This window comes from Nocardia noduli (assembly GCF_019038455.1).
Taxonomy (GTDB): domain Bacteria; phylum Actinomycetota; class Actinomycetes; order Mycobacteriales; family Mycobacteriaceae; genus Nocardia; species Nocardia noduli.
The window spans coordinates 25,635-45,594 of sequence record NZ_JAFMPL010000063.1 but is presented as its reverse complement, the minus strand read 5'-3'; the positions used below and the strand labels follow the sequence as shown (position 1 = coordinate 45,594).

Sequence of the window (19,960 nt, the reverse complement as noted above, 5' to 3'; positions counted from 1 at the left end):
GATTCCCCGGAACGCCTCCGCTTCGGCGTGGTCTCGTGCTCGAACTGGGAGGCGGGCTACTTCGGCGCGTATCGCCACCTGGCCGCGCGCGACGATCTCGACGCGATCGTGCACCTCGGCGACTACATCTACGAATACGGACGTGGCGAATACGGCGGACGCACCGGAGCCGTCCGACCGCACGATCCCGCCGTGGAGATCGTGACGCTGGCCGATTACCGCATCAGGCACGCCCAGTACAAGACCGACCCCGACCTCGCCGTCCTGCACACGCGGCTGCCGTTCATCTGCACCTGGGACGATCACGAAGCCGCCGACAATTCGTGGTCGGGCGGCTCGAGCACACACGACCCGGCGGTGAGCGGCGACTGGCGCGACCGTCGTGCCGCGTCGGCGCGCGCCTACCTCGAATGGATGCCGGTGCGCGCCAACGGTTCCGGTGACCAGGCCAAGATCTACCGCCGCCTGCGGTTCGGCACGCTCGCCGAACTCTCGATGCTGGATCTGCGCAGCTACCGTGACCGCGAGGCCGAGGCGGTGACCGGCTGGCGCGATATCGACGATCCGGCGCGCACCATCACCGGCAAGGCGCAAATGGAGTGGCTCACAGCCGGTTTGGCGTCGGCCCCGGTGCAGTGGAAACTGATCGGCAATTCGGTGATGATCGCGCCACTGGTCTTCCCTCCGCTCGAACCGGCCACCACCGAAGCCTTCACCCGGGTCATGGGACTGCCGCAGGCGGGCATCCCCGCGAATGCCGACCAGTGGGACGGATACACCGCCGATCGCCGAACTCTGTTCCGCACCCTGCACGACCAGCGGATCGGTGACGTGGTGTTCCTGACCGGCGATATCCATTCCTCCTGGGCCGCCGATCTGCCGATCGACGCCGCGAACTATCCGGGTGGGCCCACCGTCGGCGCGGAATTCGTGGTCCCCTCGGTCACTTCGTCCAGTATCGGCGAATTGATCGGTGCGCCACCGCGCACCGCCGCCGTGCCCATCGAGGCGGCGGTGACGGGCGCGAACCACCACCTGCGCTACGTCGAACTGGAATCGCACGGCTACGGCGTCCTCGATGTCACCACCGAACGCGCCCAGATGGACTGGTTCTACCTGGCCGATGTGGAGAATCCCGATTCCACTGTGCGGCACGGCGCTTCGTTCGCCGTACCGTCGGGCGGGCGGGTCGCGCCGCGCTCGGCTCCGGTCCACTGACGAGCGGCGGACGGGAATAAGTCCGGGCCGCCGCTGTTGGTCCGGATATGACGAGTGCCGACTTACTGACCGATGCCTTCGGCCGGATCCTGGAGAACGTGCACGGAGCCGTCGAAGGTCTCACACAGCACGAACTGGACGCCGCGATCGAGCCGGGCGCGAATTCCATCGCCTGGCTGGTCTGGCATCTGACCAGGGTCCAGGACGATCACGTCGCCGAGGTGGCGGGCCTGGAGCAGGTGTGGACGACGGCGGGCTGGGCCGAGCGCTTCGGCCTCCCGTTCCCCGAGGCCGACACCGGGTACGGACACGGACCGACCGAGATCGCTCGGGTCACGGCGACCGCGGAGCTACTTCTCGGCTACTTCGATGCGGTGCACGAACAATCCGTGAAATACGTCGCCGGTTTGACCGACGCCGATCTCCCGCGCGTGGTCGATATCCGGTGGGATCCGCCAGTCACCCTCGGCGTGCGACTGATCAGCGTCATCGATGACGATATCCAGCATTCGGGGCAGGCCGCGTTCATCCGCGGCGTACTCCTGCGCCGCCGCTGATCACGACCGTCGACCCGCCAATCGTGAGCGCCACGGTCGGCGGTACGCCGGGTGTCGGTAGGAGCCGATCGGCTCCTACTCGGCCCAGCGCTCTTCGAGCCGGGCCGACACATCCTCCGCGAAATCGCCGACGATATCGTCGCCGGTGCAGCGGGCATCCTCGGCGAGGGCGGCCCAGCGATTGATCAGCGCGTCCGAACGCGGCACCGACAGGCCGTGCTCGCGGGCCGCGGCGATGCGCGCGTGATCGGCGGGCAGGAACCAGTAGGTGCTGAGCCAGACCCAGATCAGCCGGGCCTCGAGGATGCGCTCGGCGAGGACGTCGTCGTCGGCGAGCGCGGGCCAGACCCCGACGATCTCGGAGCGCCAGGCCTCGATCATCTGCCCGCCGCGTTCACGTGACAGCTCGAAATCGCACAGGCAGCCGGGGAAGGACACCAGCGCGTACGCGATATCCAGGGTGGCGTCGCGGAATCCGCCCCATTCGTAGTCGAGGAACCGCGCGCCCTCCTCGTTGAGGATCACATTGTCGGGGCACAGATCCGAGGGGCTGAACGCACGGAACCTGCCCGCGGAGAACAACCGGTTACCGCGCACGATGCGCTCGGCGATCTCACCCGGCACCTCGACGCCGATTTCGCGCTGGAGCAGTCCCGGCACTTCGGCGATCGCGGATTCGGCCTGCTGGGCGATGCCGTCCACCCGGTGCACGACCTCGACCCGGCGCAGCAGCGCGACGAAATCGGCCTCACGTCCCACCGTCGCCGCGTGCATGCGGCCCATGGCCTGCGCGAAGGCCATCAGCGCGTTACGGGTCGCCGGTTCGGCTCCGGTGCGCAGGGCCTGGGTCAGCAGCGAGTTCTCGCCGAGGTCGCTCAGGATGAGCAGCCGGTCCGGCAGGCTGTGCGCGATCAGGTAGGCGCCGGGCCGCTGGTCACGGCCGAGGGCGGTGGTGAACTGATAGGAGGCGGTTTCCCGGAGGAATGCCGAATCGACGCTGGCCACACCGGGCGCCAGCCCGCCGGTCCTGCGATCGCGTGCGGCACCGCGGACCTGCTTGATGATCAGGGTCCGAGGCAACGAGTAGGCATTCTCCGACACACGCACGCGTAGGACTGTCGTCCTACCACTTCCGCTGAGTTCCATCGGATCGCTCAGCTTGACCGCAGCACCCATTCGCTTTGTGAGCAACTGTTGTGCTGCGGACACGACTTCGGCGGCGCGTTCGGCCAATAGTGCGGTCATCGACTCCCAAGCTACTCGCATCAGGTCACTTCTAGCGACCTGTTACACAACCTTTCCGCGTCGCTCGGCGTGTCCGGCCTCCAGCTCGCGGAACCCACGGCGCTTGCTTGACACTATTGCGACGGTCGGGTTTTCTCATCGTCAACTGCTGTGCGCCACATGGCAAACCAGGTGCCTCGAAAGGTCTGACACTGTGACCGACACTCCGTCTCACGCACCGCGCGATCCGGCACGCGAAGCACCCCCGCAGGGCGGCGGCGGCCAGTACGCGGCCGGACAGGGACAGCACGAAGCCGCACAGCCACATCCCGCGGAGCCGGGCACACCCCACGCCCGTCACGAAATGGCAGGTGGCGCAGGATACCCGCAGTTCGACGGGCCGGGCGCGGCCCAATACGGCAACGAGCCGGTCGAACCGCCGCCCCCGATCGCCTACTCGCCGCAGCCGACCTACGGGCCGCAGGGAACGGGTCCCGGCACTCTCCCCCCGGACGATTCCGGGGTGGATTCCAGCCATCAGCACACCTATGGCTACCAAACCGTAGGCCAGCCGGTCGACCTCGATGTCGGGAACGCGATCAGCTACGGGCTGGAAAAGTTCCGAGCGAATCCCGCGCCATGGCTCGGAATTACAGCCATGGGTATTGTCATCTATTTGGTTTTCTGGTTGCTCGTCCGGATTTTCGCCCCGAACTCCTTCCTTCCGGTCGTGTTGCTGTTCCTCACCGTGATGGCGGCGGTCTGGCTGTTGCAAGCGGCCATGGTGCGCGGCGCGCTGTACGAAACCGACGGCAACAAACCGGCTTTCGGGTCGTACTTCCGCTTCGTGAACGCGGGCAATGTCCTGCTGACCGCGATGCTGGCGTTCATCGGCACCTGGATCGGCTTGGCGTTCTGCGTGATTCCGGGCCTGATCGTCGGATATCTGTGCATGTTCGCCCTGCACTTCGTGGTCGATCAGGATCAGGGACCGTTCAGCGCGATCAAATCCAGTGCCGTGCTGGTGGTGAGCAACCTCGGGCAGACATTGCTGCTCGCCCTCGCGGTCGCGGTGATCACCCTCGTCGGCACGCTGCTGTGCGGCCTCGGGCTGCTGGTCGCGGGCCCGGTGTCGGTCATCGCGGTCACCTTCGCCTATCGCGGCCTCACCGGCGGAGTCGTCGCACCCTGATCATTTCTCGACCCAGTTCACCTTCTCGACCTTCGAGGTCATCCCGAGCCATTTCTTGCACCGTTCCACCGGCCCCACGTCGCTTCCGGCGCGGGGCCGCAATTCGAGCACGATCACCCCGGCCACGACGATGCCGGACAGGTTCACCGCGAGCTGTCCGACCGACATCATGGCGATATTCCATTCGCCCACGGTGGCGGCCACCACCGCGAATCCGGCCGCGGGCACGGTGGTCACCGAGATGAAGACGCCGATCAACGCCGCCGATTTGGACGTGACCAGCGACAGCATGCCCGCCGCTCCGGCCAGGAGGGCCACGATCAGTGAGAACGGCCCGACCTCGTAGATGAAGTCGACATTGTTCGTGTGCTCCACGCCCGTCAGGGTGATCCAGCCGAACTGTTCCCATATCGCGGTGGCGGCCAGGGTGACCACCATCGCGACCGGGAACGCGACCAGCAGTGCCACCGCCGACCGGCGGGCCAGCGCCCAGTCCCGCCGCACCACGCCCACCGAAAAGGCCGCGAGCGGACCGAATTCCGGGCCGACCACCATGGCGCCGACGATGGTCACCGGCGAGTCCGTCGCCACACCGACCGCGGCGAGCAGGCAGGCGATGGTCAGGAACGCCACGAAAGTGGAATTGAGAGAGGACTCCTCGTGGGTCTGGGCGAGCAGTTCCTCCCAGACCACCGCGTCGGTCGGATCGCCCGGCGCCTCGTCGACCGCGCGGTCGCCCGCGTCGGAGAGCACCGTCTCGACCGGTACGAGGGTGAGACCGCCGGTGTGGTCGATATCCAGCCCCTTGAGCCGTTCGATCACATCGTTGGCGGCCTCGCGGGCGATATCGGCCTGGATCAGATCGCCCTCGGGCTCGATCGCGACCCCGCGCGCACAGGTGATGTGGGTGACGCCGGGCTCGTCGGTCAGCACTCGCAGCACCGGATCGGTCGTCTCGGGAGGACTGATCATGCGCAGATGGAGCACGGGTATCCCCTCGCCGTCAGCGTCCTCCACGCGGAGGACGTCGAAATCGAGACGAAGCTACCGCACTCGCGCTGCGACCGCGCAACGAACCGACATACGGTGAAAGGTCATGTGTTCCACAGCGCCGCGTCCCGCCGAACCGTGCGTACGGCGGGATCTCGAACGAGCGACGGGCACAGCGATCCCGGGTACCGGGACCGCCGTGACCGCGGCCGTTCGTTCACTGCGGTGCGGCCGCCTCGGCCTGCGGCTTCGCGGGCTGCTGCCCCTTCTTCTGCTCCGGCTTCGCGTCCAGGCCCGCTTCCCTGCGCTGCTGCGCGGTGATCGGTGCGGGCGCGTCGGTCAGCGGGTCCACGCCGTTACCGGTCTTCGGGAACGCGATCACCTCGCGGATGGAGTCGAGACCGCCGAGCAGTGCGACGATCCGGTCCCAGCCGAAGGCGATACCGCCGTGCGGCGGCGCGCCGAAGGCGAAGGCGTCCAACAGGAAGCCGAATTTCTCCTGCGCCTCGTCGTGGCTGATCCCCATCACCTCGAAGACGCGTTCCTGGATGTCGCGGCGATGGATACGAATGGAACCGCCGCCGATCTCGTTGCCGTTGCAGACGATGTCGTAGGCGTAGGCCAGCGCGGACCCGGGATCGGTGTCGAAGGTCTCGAGCGATTCCGGCTTGGGCGAGGTGAACGCGTGGTGCACGGCCGTCCACGCCGAATGACCGAGCGCGACATCGCCGCTCGCGGTCGCCTCGGCGGCGGGTTCGAACATCGGCGCGTCCACGATCCACACGAACGACCAGGCGCTCTCGTCGATCAGGCCGACCTTGCGGGCGATCTCGCCGCGCGCCGCGCCCAGCAGGGCCCGGCTGGACTTGACCTCGCCCGCGGCGAAGAAGACACAGTCGCCCGGCTCCGCGCCGACCTGTTTGGCCAGGCCGTCGCGTTCGGCGTCGGTGATGTTCTTGGCGACCGGACCGCCCAGGGTGCCGTCCTCGTTGACCAGAACGTAGGCGAGGCCCTTCGCTCCGCGCTGTTTGGCCCATTCCTGCCAGGCGTCGAGCTGACGCCGCGGCTGGCTCGCGCCACCCGGCATGACGACGGCGCCGACATACGGCGACTGGAACACCCGGAACGGCGTTTCACGGAAGTACTCGGTGAGTTCGGTGATCTCGACGCCGAAACGCAGATCCGGTTTGTCGGAACCGAAGCGGCGCATCGCTTCCGCGTAGGTCATGTGCGAGATCGGGGTCGGGATGTCGTGGCCGATCAGCTTCCACAGCGCGACCAGGATGTCCTCGGCCAGCAGGATCACATCCTCCTGGCGCACGAAACTCATCTCGATGTCGAGCTGGGTGAACTCCGGCTGACGGTCGGCGCGGAAATCCTCGTCGCGGTAGCAGCGCGCGATCTGGAAGTAGCGTTCGATACCGCCGACCATCAGCAGCTGTTTGAACAGCTGCGGGCTCTGCGGGAGCGCGTAGAAACTGCCGGGCTGCAACCGCGCGGGAACCAGGAAGTCGCGGGCGCCCTCGGGGGTGGACCTGGTCAGCGTCGGCGTCTCGACCTCGATGAAGGCGTGCTCGGCGAGCACCTCGCGGGCCGCGGCGTTCGCCTTGGATCGCAACCGGATCGCCTGGGCGGGGCCCTCGCGACGCAGATCGAGGTAGCGGTGCTTGAGCCGGGCTTCCTCGCCGGGCTGTTCGTCCAGCTGGAACGGCAGCGGCGCGCTCTCGTTCAACACCTCGAGCGAGGTGACGTTGACCTCGATATCGCCGGTCGGCAGATCGGGGTTCTCGTTGCCGTCGGGGCGCTGCTCCACGATCCCGGTGACCAGCACACAGAATTCGGCACGCAGTTTGTGCGCCTGTTCGGCGGGCTCGCCCTCACGGAATACCGCCTGCGCCACGCCGGACGCGTCACGCAGATCGATGAAGATCACGCCACCGTGGTCACGACGCCGGGCCACCCAGCCGGTGAGGGTGACGGTCTGGCCGGCGTGTTCGCTTCGCAGCGAACCGGCCAAGTGGGTGCGCAGCACGGGATTCCTTTCGACGATTCCGGCACCGGTTGGGCCACCCGGTGCGGTTGCCATCGTAGCGACGACGCAGGCAGGCTCCCTAATCACGCTCGGCTCGCGACACCCCGAAACCGCGCGAATCGCCCATCGTCGCGACACGTCCGCGCTCGATAACGGAATGCGGTTCATCCGTGACAAGGTGTGGATACCAGGTCGCACCGGGTATGTCGGGTGCGACCTTGCGCCACATCCCGCCGTGGATCGTCGCCCGACGACCCGCGGCGGCGCGCGTCCGATCGAACACAGGAAGCGACGACGATGACCTTCAACGAGGGCATGCAGATCGATCCGGATGCCGTCCGGTCCGGCGGTGGTCCCGGCAGGGGCGGCAAGATCGCCCTCGGCGGCGGCGCGGGCGGAATCATCGTGCTGGTACTGGCACTGCTGTTCGGCGGCGATCCCGGTTCGCTGCTCGGCGACCTCACCGGCGCGCAGGATCCGCAATCCGAATCCGCGACGGCGGGCACGCCCGAGCACTGCAAGACCGGCGCCGATGCCAACAAGTACGTCGACTGCCGGGTCGCGCTGACCGCGGTCAGCCTCGATGTCATCTGGGGCGAGCAGTTGCCCGCGCAGACGGGTGACAAATACGTCGAACCCCAGGTCGTCCTGTTCTCGGGTGCGACGGCGACCGGCTGCGGCAATGCCACCAGCGAGGTCGGCCCCTTCTACTGCCCGGCCGATCGGACCGCCTACTTCGACGTCACCTTCTTCAACGAGCTGACCGATCGTTTCGGCGCGAGCAACGGCCCGCTCGCCCAGGAATACGTGGTCGCCCACGAGATCGGCCATCACATCCAGAACCTGCTCGGGGATATCGGCCGCGCGCAGCGCGATCCGCGCGGTCCCGAATCCGGTGCGGTGCGTACCGAATTGCAGGCCGACTGCTACGCGGGCATCTGGGCGCACTATGCCGACAAGACCCCCGCGCCGGGCAGTTCGCAGCCGTTTCTGAAGCCACTGTCGGACAACGATGTTCGCGACGCGTTATCCGCCGCCTCGGCGGTGGGTGACGATAGGATCCAACGCGCGGCGCAGGGTCGGGTCAACCCGGAGGCATGGACACACGGTTCCTCGGAACAGCGGCAGAAGTGGTTCCTCACCGGATACCGGACGGGCCGGGTCGACGCGTGCGATACGTATTCGGCTCGCGACCTGGACAATCCCGACGCGCTGCGCTGACCGACGTCGCATCTGACCGTCGGCGAATTCGACACAGTGAACGAGGTGGGTTATCTGATGCGCAGAACAATGTCAGCGCTGGTGGTTCTCGTACTGGCCCTCGTGGGCGGTGGGAGTACCGCCGCCGCCGACCCGGAATCCGGTTCGGCGGACGCCGACTCGATCGCCCTGCTGACCCTCACGACCATCCCCGGCGGATGGCAGGAGCGAACCGATCTACGCCCGATTCTCGAGGTCTTCGCCGACGGCCGTGCGATAAAGAAGCCCGACGCCGCTGCGGCCGAGCGCAAGCCGGAGACCCCGCCGCAACAGCTCGAGGGCAAGATTCGCCCCGAGGTGGTGCGCTCGGCGCTCACCGAGATCAAGGAACTCGCGACCCTCGACCTCGGCACGCCGTCGATCACCGACCACGGCACCCAGATCATCGATCTGATGCCGCAACCGCCCGAACAGACCGTGCACCTGATCGTCTACGCGCCGGACCTGTCGGAAGGACTCACCACCGATCAGCAGAGCGCCAGAAAACGCTTCGCCGACCTCTATCGCACACTGCTGGACGCCTTCGTCAAGAACTGATCGCCGAAGGACCGCTGCACGGCACGAGTGCCCCTCCCCGACCCGGGAAGGGGCACTCGTGCCGAATACGGTGGTGCGAGAACGAACTAGAACTGGTCCTGTTCGTAGTCCGAGAGCAGTTCGTCCGAGTGCGGCGCGCCGATGACGTCCGGGGTCGATTCCCCGAGCGGTCCGGTCAGGTCGTCGTTGCCGATGATGCTCTGATACGGCGCCACATTGCGTGAGTGCTGATCGTCGTCGCCGCCCTTGGCACCGGCTGCTCCGGCCCCGGGGCTGCCCATGAACGAACTTCCGGTACCCGCCGTCGATGTGGAAGCGCCACCGGCGGCCCCCAGCGACGTTCCCGAAAGGCCCGGCATCGAACGCAACGGGGACACCGTCGATCCGAGCGAACCCGTGCCGGGACGAGCCGAGGACGAGGAGCCGGAACCCGATCCGGAACCGCCGCCGCCGCGCCCCGATCCGCCGGAACCTCCCGGCCGCGCCGTGCCGAGCGCACCGAGCGCGCTCGGACTTCCCGAACTGCCGTGGCTGCCCGCGGATTGCGCCGCGGTCGGCGACTGGCTCCCCAGCGAGGAAAGTCCGGAGGAATCGCCGAGCCCGGCCGCTTTGGTCGCGGTGTCCTTCGCCTCGCTCATCAGCGGCTCGCCGATGTTCTGGATGGCGGCCTGGGCCACGTCCTGCGGGGCGGGCAGCCCGCTCTGCCCGAGCATCTGGGCGACGACGCCGTTCAGTTCGGCGGTCTTGCCCGCGAGCTGGCCGCGCGTGGCATTGACCACCCCCACGGCGTTGCCGAGATGTTCGGTCGCCGAGGCGATGAGCGCGGCCTGTCCGGGCGGGGTGAAGATGACCGGCGCCATGGCGACGGCCTGGGTCACGAACGAGCTGGCGACGGCGACGAGTTCGGTATTGCCGCGTTGCACGTCGGAGGCCGCGAACTCGGTGAGTTTCGCGATATCCGTCCCGTTCGTGCTCGTTTCCTGGCCCTGCACGCTCGCCTGCTGACTCGCCGCCGACGCGCTGCGGGCGGCCTGCCCCTCCCACACCTGCTCGACCGTGGCCATACTGCCTTTGCCCATCGCCACGGCCTTGTCGACGATCGCGGAGGCCTGGCTCAGGATCTGGGTGGGGTCCAGCGCGCCCATGACGCCGGTGCCGAAGCTGCTGAGCAGATCGAGGATCGGCTTCACCAACTGATCGACGCCGGGCAGCGCGGGAACGGAAAGTCCGTTCATCAGCGCGGCGACCGGATCGGCGGGCATGGCCGGCAACGAGGACAGCGCCGTCGGCACCGACGCCGCGGCCTGGGTCGCCTGGGCCGCGCCCGAACTCATGGCACTGCCGACCACACCGTTCGCCTGGTCGAGCACGCCCTGGGCCGCCGACTGCACCTGTGTCGTCGCATGACTTATCGCGGTGTTCGCCTCACCGAGCAGGCCGGAGACATCGGCGGGCGCCGCGCCGAGAACACCCTGGGTGTCGGGCGCCGCGCCACCGTTGAGCCCACCGGGACCGGCGGGCATGCCGATACCGCCGGACTGCGCGTCGTCGCTGATCTTCTTGGACAGGAAGAATTCCGGCGCCTCGATCGGCGCCATATCCTCCGGCAACTGCGGCATCGCCAGATCCTGGATCGCCTGCGGTGTGCTCTGCACCGCCGCGGCGGCGATCTGTCCGGCGTCGTCGGCGGCGTGCTGGGTCGAGGCCGAGGCCTGGTCCTGCGGCATGATCAGACCGGTGTCGGCGGTATCGATGGGCTTCATCGCGCGACCTCAGATCTGTTCCGCGGCGGCGCCGAGATCGGCCGCGTGTTCGGTGTCCTGGCCGTCGAAGCGCAGCGCGGCGCTGAACGCCTTGGACGACAACCCCTGGTACTTGGCCGAGAGTTCGTTGATATCCCTGGCCTGCAACACCTGGGCCGCCGCGAAGCTGAGCAGATAATCCGCGCCGATCAGTCCGAATACCGGCGTCGCCGCCGAGACCTGTGCCACCGTGTCGAAACTCGCCGCACCCGCGAGTTCCGAAGCGATACCCGCGTTCTCCGTGGCGAACAGCCGCAGCCCATCGGTATCCGCCGAGAATTCTGCCATCGAGCAACCCCCCAAATCGTCGTGAACGTTCGTGTCGTGCGCTTACCGTCGCCGGCGTCTTCTACACCCTGTCCGCGCCGACCCTACGCACTCCCAGCGCACGAACCGGCACGGTTGGGCCTTAATATAGCCGACCCCCATGCGGGCAGCCAGACGGTCCGCGCCCGTCTCCCACGCGCCACGGACCCGCGAGTTCCTGCCCGCCGCACGGCGATAGGGCAAAAACTGGAACCTGTTGCAAATTAGAACAAGTTCTATATTCTCGTTCCCATGAAGGTCGCAGTGACCGGCGCAGCCGGCTACCTCGGTACGAACCTGCTCCGCCTGCTGATCGATCGAGGCGACGAGGTCGTCGCCATCGACAGGGTGGCGCCGCAGCGGTCGACCGAACCGAATGTCACCTGGGTCAGCGGCGATGTCCTCGACCCCGCGTCGATGCGGGCGGCGTTGAGCGGCGCCGAGGTCGTATACCACCTGGTCGCGGTGATCACCCTCGCTGATCGCAACGACCTGGCGTGGAAGGTCAACACCGAGGGTGTGCGCGTGGTCGCCGAAGCGGCGCTGGAGGTCGGCGCGCGGCGCATGGTGCACGCCAGTTCGATCCACGCCTTCGATCAGTACACCTGCGGCGGTCGCATCGATGAGACCTCCGCGCGATCCATCGCGCCCGCGCTCCCCGTCTACGACCGGTCGAAATGGGCGGGTGAGGTGGCGTTGCGCGCGGTCGTCGACAAGGGACTCGACGCCGTGCTGTGCAACCCGACCGGGGTTTTCGGACCCGCGGATCTGGGCACGCCACTGTCGCGGATCAATCGGACCCTGCGCGACGCCGCACAGGGTCGCATCCCCGCGATGATCGGCGGCGGATTCGACCTCGTCGACGTCCGCGATGTCGCCGCGGGCCTGATCCTGGCGGCGGACAACGGCCGGACCGGCGAGAACTACCTGCTGGGCGGTTCGATGATCTCGATGCTCGACCTGTGCAGGCTCGTGGCGCGCCACGGCGGGAAGAAGGGACCGAAGTTCACCATCTCGCCGAAGCTGGTCGGCGGGCTGATCCCGGTCCTCGCCCCGATCGGCAAGTTGCTGCGTACCGACGTCATCTCGCGGGCGGCGCTGGGCGCGCTGGTCTCCGCACCGATGGTCGACCACGCCAAGGCCGAACGCGAACTGGGTTATCAGCCACGCCTGACCGACGAGACGGTGCGTGACCTGGTGGAATTCTTCGCCGACCCGGAACTCTTCACCCGCCGCGCACCCGCCGGGTCGCTTGACAGATAATAGAACACATGTTCGACTGACGGGGTGCGGTGGCAGAACCAATCCCTGGACGCCGACGACGGCGCACTGCCCGGCCTCGGCCGGGCAGGTTTCGTTCGCACCGTGCGCACCCCCGAATTCGACGGGATGACTTTCCACGAGGTGCTCTGCAAGAGCGCGCTGAACAAGATGCCGCCGGATTCGTCGCTGCCGTTCCGCTGGACGATCAATCCGATGCGCGGGTGTTCACATGCCTGCCGGTACTGCTTCGCGCGCCCGACCCACGAATATCTGGATCTGGACGCCGGACGCGATTTCGACGCCCAGATCGTGGTGAAGACGAATATCGCCGCGGTGCTGCGCAAGGAACTCGGCCGCCGTTCCTGGCAACGCGAGGCGGTGGCACTGGGCACCAATACCGACCCGTACCAGCGCGCGGAGGGCCGCTACCGCCTCATGCCAGGAATCATCCGCGCGCTCACCGACTCCGGCACACCGTTCTCGATTCTCACCAAGGGCACCCTGCTGCGGCGCGACCTGCCTCTGCTCACCCTCGCCGCGCGTGAGGTTCCGGTGCGCGTGGCGGTGTCCATCGCGATTCTCGATACCGATCTGCACCACGGGCTGGAATCTGGCACACCGTCGCCGCGCGCCCGGCTCGACATGGTCGGCGCGCTGAGCGAGGCCGGATTCGACGTCAACGTGATGGTGGCGCCGGTCATCCCCTATCTCACCGACAGCCGATCCCATCTCGACGAACTCTTCGGCGCCATCGCGGCGGCGGGCGCGAGTTCGGCGGTCGCCTTTCCGATGCATCTGCGCGGGGCGACGCGGGGCTGGTTCCTCGGCTGGCTGGCCGAGGCGCATCCGGCGATGCTGCGCCGATATCGTCAGCTCTACGGGCGCGGCGCCTACGTCACCCCGGAATACGCGGCGTGGCTGCGCGAACGCGTCGATCCGCTGCTATGCCGTCACGGACTGGCCGGGTCCTCCGCCCGTGTCCCCGACGCCGATCCGACGCCCGGACCCGACGCCGATCCGCAACTGTCGTTGTTCGCCTGACGACGCGCCGCGCCGATTTCGGCCGAGACCGCGCTTCGCCCGCGCCGAAGGCGTCTCGCGGAGTACGTTGGCCACTAGCACCCCTCTCACGCGACGAGGAAGTGGACAAGGCATATGGTCTCGCACCAAAGTGCAATCGGCACAGCGAAATTGGAAAAGGTCGTGATCCGATTCGCCGGTGACTCCGGCGACGGAATGCAGCTGACCGGCGACAGGTTCACGCACGAGGCCGCCGCGTTCGGCAACGACCTGGCCACCCAGCCCAATTTCCCCGCCGAGATCCGCGCGCCACAGGGCACGCTGCCCGGCGTCTCGTCGTTCCAGATCCAGATCGCCGACTACGACATCCTCACCGCGGGCGATCAGCCCGACGTACTGGTGGCGATGAACCCGGCCGCGCTGAAGACGAATCTGGAAGAGGTGCCACGCGGGGGCACGGTGATCGTGAACGCCGACGAGTTCACCAAACGCAATCTGAGCAAGGCCGGTTACGCGGGCGATCCACTCGAGGACGGCACCCTCGCCGATTTCACCGTGCACCGCGTCGCCATGACCTCGATGACCCTGACCGCCACCGAACCCGCCGGTGTCGGCAAGAAGGACGCGCAGCGGGCCAAGAACATGTTCGCGCTCGGACTGCTGTCCTGGATGTACGGGCGTCCGATCGGCGGCACCGAGAAATTCATGCGGGAGAAGTTCGCGACGAAACCCGATATCGCCGAGGCCAATATCCTCGCGTTCCGCGCGGGCTGGAATTACGGCGAGACGACGGAGAGTTTCGCCACCACCTACGAGATCGCGCCCGCCGCGCTCGCGCCCGGCACCTATCGGCAGATCACCGGCAATACCGCGCTGGCCTACGGACTGGTGACGGCGGGACAGTTGGCCGGGCTGCCGGTCTTCCTCGGCACCTACCCGATCACCCCCGCCTCCGACATCCTGCACGAGCTGAGCACGCACAAGAACTTCGGCGTCACCACCTTCCAGGCCGAGGACGAGATCGCGGGAATCGGTGCGGCACTGGGCGCTTCGCTCGGCGGCGCGCTCGGGGTGACCAGCACCTCGGGGCCGGGTCTCGCGTTGAAGAGCGAGACCATCGGGTTGGCCGTGATGACGGAACTGCCGCTGGTGATCATCGATGTCCAGCGCGGCGGCCCGTCCACCGGTCTGCCGACCAAGACCGAGCAATCGGATCTGTTGCAGGCCCTCTACGGCCGCAACGGCGAATCCCCCGTCGCGGTCCTCGCACCACGCTCTCCCGCCGACTGTTTCGCCACGGCGGTGCAGGCCGCGCGGATCGCGCTCACCTACCGGACGCCGGTACTGCTGCTCTCCGACGGCGCGATCGCCAACGGTTCCGAACCGTGGTCGATTCCTGATGTCGCGACCATGGAACCCATCGATCCCGCCTTCGAACCCGATGCCGAGGACGGCGCGGGATTCCAGCCCTACGCCCGCGACCCGGACACCCTGGCCCGACCCATCGCCGTGCCGGGTACCGCGGGACTCGCCCATCGCATCGGCGGCCTGGAGAAGGCCGACGGCAGCGGCAACATCTCCTACGAGCCGGACAACCACGAACTCATGGTCCGGCTCCGGCAGGCCAAGATCGACGGCATCGACGTGCCCGCACTCGAGGTCGACGATCCGGACGGAGACGCCGAACTCCTGATGCTGGGCTGGGGCAGTTCCTACGGTCCCATCGGTGAGGCGTGCCGCCGGGCCCGGCGTCGCGGCGTGTCCGTCGCCCAGGCCCACGTGCGCCACCTCAACCCGCTCCCGCCCGATCTCGGCGACGTGTTGCGCCGCTACCGCACCGTGGTCGTCCCCGAGATGAACAGCGGACAGCTCGCCATGCTGCTGCGCGCGAGATATCTCGTCGACGTGCTGCCGTGGACGAAGATCGCGGGCACCGCGTTCTCGGCGCAGGAACTCGTCGGCGTCATCGACGCCGCCATCGACGGCTCACTCGCGGAGGTGGAACACGGCAAGGCGTTCGCCGCCCGCGCCAAGGCCACCTACCGCGCGCCGACGGCCGACCGATCACCGTCCGCACGCTCCGGTACCGGGGGTAACTGAGATGACCATCATCGAGACTTCGCTCGTCGGAACCGATCTGGGGCTCACCGGCCTGTCGGGGGTGCCCGCAGCGCCCGGTCCGCAGAAGGTCAAGGATTTCACCTCCGATCAGGAGGTGCGCTGGTGCCCCGGCTGCGGCGACTACGTCATCCTGGCGACCGTGCGCGGATTCCTCGCCGACCTCGGGTTGCGCCGCGAGAATCTCATGTTCGTCTCCGGGATCGGCTGCTCGAGCCGCTTCCCGTACTACCTGGAGGCGTACGGTCTGCACTCCATCCACGGCCGCGCGCCCGCCATCGCCACCGGATTGGCCGTCACCCGCCCCGACCTGTCGGTCTGGGTCGTCACCGGTGACGGCGACGCCCTCTCGATCGGCGGCAACCATCTGATCCACGCGCTGCGGCGCAATGTGAACATGACGATCCTGCTGTTCAACAACAGGATCTATGGCTTGACCAAGGGGCAGTACTCGCCAACCTCCGAACCGGGCAAGGTCACCAAATCCACCCCGATGGGGTCGGTGGACCGACCGTTCAACACCCTGTCCGTGGCGCTCGGCGCCGAGGCGACCTTCGCCGCCCGCGCCCTGGACTCCGATCGCGCCGGACTCACCGAGGTGCTGCGGGCCGCCGCCGAACACCGGGGCACCTCCTTCGTGGAGATCTTGCAGGACTGCCCGATCTTCAACGACGGCGCCTTCGACAGGCTGCGCCGCGACACCGCCGCCGACCATCTCGTCCCGCTGCGCCACGCCGAACCCATCCGCTTCGGCGCCGATCGCGAATTCGCCGTGGTGCGAGACGGTTTCGGTCTCGCGGTCGCTCGAGCCGACCGGGTGGCCGAATCCGATATCGTCGTGCACGACGCCTATGCCGACAGCCCCGAATACGCCTACGCGCTCTCGCGCCTGTCGGATCAGGATCTCGACCACGTCGTCACCGGCGTCTTCCGCAGCGTCAGCCGCCCCACCTACGACGACGGCGTCCGCGCGCAGACCGATACCGCCCGCGAGCGCACACCGGTCGACTCCGGTTCCCTCCAGAACCTGCTCACCGGTTCGGAGACCTGGACCGTCGGCGGCTGAGCGGCGGCCGACCGCGGCCGTTGTCAGACGCGTTTGGCGAATCCGAGGTCGATGACCGCGCCGCGTTCCTGTTCGAGTTCGGCGACGCTGAGGTCGACGCGGGTACGCGAGAAATCATCGAGTTCGAGATCGCCCACGATCGCGTACTCGCCGTCGGCGCAGGTGACAGGGAAGGAACTGATGAGGCCCTCGGGAATGCCGTAGGAACCGTCCGACGGGACGGCCATGGACGTCCAGTCGCCCTCGCCGGTTCCGAGCGACCAGTCGTGAATGTGGTCGATCGCGGCACTGGCCGCGCTGGCTGCCGACGACGCGCCGCGCGCCCGGATGATGGCGGTTCCGCGCTGCTGGACGGTGGGGATGAAATCCGTACGCACCCAGTCCGGCTCGTCGATCACGTCGAGCGCGCGGCGACCGCCGATGGTGGCGTGGGTGATATCGGGATACTGGGTGGCCGAATGGTTACCCCAGATCGCGACGCGCGCGATATCGGCGGCGGGTGCGCCCGATTTCTTGGCCAACTGGGCGATGGCGCGATTGTGGTCGAGGCGCGTCATCGCCGTGAACCGTTCGGCGGGCACATCGGGGGCATTGCTCATGGCGATGAAGGCATTGGTGTTGGCCGGATTACCGACAACGAGTACCTTCACGTCGTCGGCGGCGCTGGCGTTGATCGCCTGTCCCTGCTCGGTGAAGATCGGCCCGTTCGCGGCCAGCAGGTCGCCGCGCTCCATCCCCGCCGTGCGCGGCCGCGCCCCGACCAGCAGCGCGACATTCGCGCCGTCGAAGCCGACCCACGGGTCGTCGCTGATATCGATGGATTCGAGCAGCGGGAAAGCGCCGTCCTCGAGTTCCATCGCGACACCTTCGAGCGACGCGACGGCGGCGGGGATCTCCAGCAACCGCAGCCGCACCGGGGTCTCGGAGCCGAGCATCGCCCCGGAGGCGATCCGGAACAGCAGACCGTAGGCGATCTGGCCTGCCCCTCCGGTGACGGCAACGGTCACGGGCGCGTTCCGAGCGGTGCTCACGACGTCGGCTCCTTACGTCAGACGGTCAACTCGTCTCCAACCCTAACGAGTCTCACCGAGCCCGACGGCCGGGCGTGAGCTAACAGACAGTTGTCGCAGACCGCCCTTCACCGAGCCCAGGGGGCGGTTCACCGGCGTCGCCGTTCGACGGCCGGGGCGGGTGCCGTGGCGAGGGGAAACCGGCGTGTCCGATCAGCCGAGTTCGGCGACCTCGGAGTCGGTGAGGACGACCGGGGAGACCGTGTCGTTGGTTCTGGCCAGTCGAACGGCCTTGTAGAGGGGCCGGTCGCCCAGTGCGGCGTCGCGGGCCTCGGCGCGCAACTGGTGGACGAGAACGTCCGAGACGGCGACCGCGGCGGCCAATCGGCTCGTGGCCAGAGCGTCGGCGAGCCTGCGCAGACCCAGCAGGTGCAGTTCGCGGCCGCTACCGGTATCGGTGTACATGGCCAGCGGGATGATCTGGGTTTCCGGCCCCGCGGTCACCCGCAGCACGATCCGGCTCAGCCGGGCCGGGTACACGAGCAGCTCGGCCCCGGTCGTCTCGGACAGTTCGACACGACGCTCGCCGAACACCCGTTGCACGTGAATCGTGGTGCCCGCCATCCAGATCCGCCTGCGCCGGATCGCGAGGGCATAGGCGATGGTCGGCACGCCGACGATGACGCCGATGGCGACCGCCGTCGGCCAGCTCAGCGCCGTGGCCGCCAGCAGTGCCGCGCCGACCCCGACCCCGGTCGCCGCCAGCACCAGCTTGCGCAGCATCGGCGCGTACACCTCGGGTGCGACCAGATCGAGGCCGATCGCCGAAACGGCCTCCGCGCCCTCGGGATTCGACTCCACCGACCCTGCCTCTCCGCGACTTCGCGCACCAGCGGCGCGCCAGACACGTTACCGCGTGCACCGGCGTCGCGGGGCCGCTTGTGGTACGCGGGACCGGCCCCGATCGGGGATCTACCGGGCGAGGGCCTCGGCGAGTATTCCCGCCACCTCGTCCAACGACACCTGACGCTGATCACCGGCGCCGAGATCCTTCAGGCCGATGGTGTTCTCCGCCAGATCGCGGTCGCCCAGTACCAGCGCGAACTTCGCGCCCGAGCGGTCGGCGGCCTTCATCGCGCCCTTGATACCGCGACCGCCGTAGGCCAGATCCACGCGGATACCCGACGCGCGCAACCGAGCCGCGAGCACGAACAGAGCCTGTTTCGCCGCGTCGCCGAGCGGCACCCCGAACACCTCGCAACTCGCCGGATCGCCCGCGGGCCTGCCCTCCGCGCGCAGCGCGAGAACGGTCCGGTCGACACCGAGGCCGAAGCCGATTCCGGACAGCGGCTGTCCGCCCAGTTCGGCCATCAACCCGTCGTAGCGACCGCCGCCGCCGATCCCGGATTGCGCGCCCAACCCGTCGTGCACGAATTCGAAGGTCGTCTTCGTGTAGTAGTCGAGTCCGCGGACCATGCGCGGATTCACCACGTACGGCACGCCCAGGGCGTCGAGATATCCGAGCACCTGCTCGAAATGCGTCTTCGCCGACTCCGAGAGGTGGTCGATCATCAACGGCGCGGCGGCGGTCAGAGCCTTGACCTCGGGCCGTTTGTCGTCGAGCACCCGCAGCGGATTGATCGAGGCCCGACGCTTGGTCTCCTCGTCCAACGGCAACCCGTACAGGAATTCCTGCAACAGCTCCCGGTACTGCGTTCGGCAGGTCTCGTCACCGAGCGAGGTGATCTCCAGTCGGAAATCCTTCAGGCCGAGCGTGCGGTATCCGGCGTCGGCGATGGCGATGACCTCGGCGTCGAGGGCCGGATCGTCCACGCCGATGGCCTCGACACCGACCTGCTGCAACTGCCGGTACCGTCCGGCCTGCGGATTCTCGTAGCGGAAGAACGGCCCCGCGTAGACCACCTTCACCGGCAGTTGGGCGGATTTGTCCAGGCCATGCTGGATGACAGCGCGCATCACGCCCGCCGTGCCTTCCGGGCGCAGCGTGAAACTCTGACCGTTGCGGTCGGCGAAGGTCCACATCTCCTTGCTGACCACGTCGGTCGACTCGCCGACGCCACGCGCGAACAGCGCCGTCTCCTCGAAGATCGGCAGCTCGATATGCCCGTACCCGGCCAGGGTGGCGGCACGGATCAGTTCCTCGCGTACCGCGACGAACTCCGAGGAGCCGGGCGGGACGTAATCCGGAACCCCCTTCGGGGCGGAGAAGCGGCTGGTCTTGGTCACGATGGTCCAGTTTCCACCACCGCGGCCCGACAAGTCCAACCGGTTGTCCCTCGGGCCGCACTCACGCAGGTGCGGAGCCCGCCTGCGGCCTCCTGGCCGCCACGCTCGTCGGAGGTCT

At 67.9% G+C, this 19,960-nt stretch carries 17 protein-coding genes; 9 read left to right on the top strand and 8 right to left on the bottom strand.

The genetic code is table 11. The features are described 5' to 3' along the window. A partial coding sequence (locus tag JZ792_RS26930) for an alkaline phosphatase D family protein (RefSeq protein ID WP_216914648.1) occupies positions 1-1,218 on the top strand: 1,218 nt, incomplete at its 5' end. A gap of 47 nt (positions 1,219-1,265) precedes the next feature. Next, entirely contained in the window at positions 1,266-1,775 is a 510-nt protein-coding gene (locus JZ792_RS26925) for a mycothiol transferase (protein ID WP_216914646.1), read from the top strand. 75 nt (positions 1,776-1,850) lie between these two features. On the opposite strand, the gene JZ792_RS26920 is transcribed toward JZ792_RS26925, so the two are convergent. Continuing rightward, complete coding sequence (locus tag JZ792_RS26920) at positions 1,851-3,020, bottom strand: phosphotransferase family protein (protein ID WP_216914644.1); 1,170 nt, start codon at positions 3,018-3,020, stop codon at positions 1,851-1,853. A 193-nt stretch (positions 3,021-3,213) separates the two neighbouring features. On the opposite strand from JZ792_RS26920, the gene JZ792_RS26915 reads away from it, so the two are divergent. Then, positions 3,214-4,191 carry a DUF2189 domain-containing protein gene (locus JZ792_RS26915; protein WP_216914642.1) on the top strand — a complete coding sequence of 326 codons (978 nt, stop codon included), beginning with the start codon at positions 3,214-3,216 and terminating at the stop codon, positions 4,189-4,191. Here the strand turns inward: JZ792_RS26915 and JZ792_RS26910 are convergent, their stop codons facing one another. Both JZ792_RS26910 and aspS read right to left on the bottom strand, forming a co-directional pair. After that, positions 4,192-5,178, bottom strand: coding sequence for a DUF389 domain-containing protein (locus JZ792_RS26910; RefSeq protein ID WP_216914640.1), 987 nt, complete (start codon positions 5,176-5,178; stop codon positions 4,192-4,194). It lies immediately after the preceding gene. A 220-nt stretch (positions 5,179-5,398) separates the two neighbouring features. Next, positions 5,399-7,213: an aspartate--tRNA ligase gene (aspS, locus tag JZ792_RS26905; RefSeq protein WP_216914638.1), complete on the bottom strand. Its 1,815-nt coding sequence runs from the start codon at positions 7,211-7,213 to the stop codon at positions 5,399-5,401. Positions 7,214-7,510: 297 nt separating this feature from the next. Between aspS and ypfJ the strand changes: the two genes are divergently transcribed. Next, positions 7,511-8,434 carry a KPN_02809 family neutral zinc metallopeptidase gene (gene ypfJ / locus JZ792_RS26900; RefSeq protein ID WP_216914636.1) on the top strand — a complete coding sequence of 308 codons (924 nt, stop codon included), beginning with the start codon at positions 7,511-7,513 and terminating at the stop codon, positions 8,432-8,434. A gap of 57 nt (positions 8,435-8,491) precedes the next feature. Continuing rightward, positions 8,492-9,010: a hypothetical protein gene (locus tag JZ792_RS26895; RefSeq protein ID WP_216914634.1), complete on the top strand. Its 519-nt coding sequence runs from the start codon at positions 8,492-8,494 to the stop codon at positions 9,008-9,010. 86 nt (positions 9,011-9,096) lie between these two features. On the opposite strand, the gene JZ792_RS26890 is transcribed toward JZ792_RS26895, so the two are convergent. Further along, on the bottom strand, positions 9,097-10,773 hold the full coding sequence (locus JZ792_RS26890; RefSeq protein ID WP_216914632.1) for a hypothetical protein: 1,677 nt from the start codon (positions 10,771-10,773) through the stop codon (positions 9,097-9,099). A 9-nt stretch (positions 10,774-10,782) separates the two neighbouring features. Beyond that, positions 10,783-11,100 carry a type VII secretion target gene (locus JZ792_RS26885; RefSeq protein ID WP_216914630.1) on the bottom strand — a complete coding sequence of 106 codons (318 nt, stop codon included), beginning with the start codon at positions 11,098-11,100 and terminating at the stop codon, positions 10,783-10,785. 270 nt (positions 11,101-11,370) lie between these two features. On the opposite strand from JZ792_RS26885, the gene JZ792_RS26880 reads away from it, so the two are divergent. The 4 genes from JZ792_RS26880 to JZ792_RS26865 all read left to right on the top strand — a co-directional run bounded on the left by JZ792_RS26880 (position 11,371) and on the right by JZ792_RS26865 (position 16,585). Further along, entirely contained in the window at positions 11,371-12,381 is a 1,011-nt protein-coding gene (locus JZ792_RS26880) for an NAD-dependent epimerase/dehydratase family protein (RefSeq protein ID WP_216914628.1), read from the top strand. A gap of 24 nt (positions 12,382-12,405) precedes the next feature. After that, positions 12,406-13,422, top strand: a complete 1,017-nt coding sequence (locus JZ792_RS26875; protein ID WP_216914626.1) for an Rv2578c family radical SAM protein — start codon at positions 12,406-12,408, stop codon at positions 13,420-13,422. A gap of 114 nt (positions 13,423-13,536) precedes the next feature. After that, positions 13,537-15,501 (top strand): 2-oxoacid:acceptor oxidoreductase subunit alpha, encoded by a 1,965-nt coding sequence (locus JZ792_RS26870; RefSeq protein ID WP_216914624.1) that lies wholly within the window; start codon positions 13,537-13,539, stop codon positions 15,499-15,501. A gap of 1 nt (position 15,502) precedes the next feature. After that, positions 15,503-16,585 carry a 2-oxoacid:ferredoxin oxidoreductase subunit beta gene (locus JZ792_RS26865; protein ID WP_216914622.1) on the top strand — a complete coding sequence of 361 codons (1,083 nt, stop codon included), beginning with the start codon at positions 15,503-15,505 and terminating at the stop codon, positions 16,583-16,585. A gap of 23 nt (positions 16,586-16,608) precedes the next feature. Here the strand turns inward: JZ792_RS26865 and JZ792_RS26860 are convergent, their stop codons facing one another. The 3 genes from JZ792_RS26860 to hisS all read right to left on the bottom strand — a co-directional run bounded on the left by JZ792_RS26860 (position 16,609) and on the right by hisS (position 19,842). Further along, on the bottom strand, positions 16,609-17,616 hold the full coding sequence (locus tag JZ792_RS26860; protein ID WP_216914620.1) for a malate dehydrogenase: 1,008 nt from the start codon (positions 17,614-17,616) through the stop codon (positions 16,609-16,611). A gap of 192 nt (positions 17,617-17,808) precedes the next feature. Next, a complete protein-coding gene (locus tag JZ792_RS26855; protein ID WP_216914618.1) occupies positions 17,809-18,456 on the bottom strand; it encodes a hypothetical protein in 648 nt (215 codons plus the stop codon). A 111-nt stretch (positions 18,457-18,567) separates the two neighbouring features. After that, the gene (hisS, locus tag JZ792_RS26850) at positions 18,568-19,842 is read right to left on the bottom strand and encodes a histidine--tRNA ligase (protein WP_216914616.1); all 1,275 of its coding nucleotides are present in this window, start codon (positions 19,840-19,842) and stop codon (positions 18,568-18,570) included. Positions 19,843-19,960: the final 118 nt, after the last annotated feature.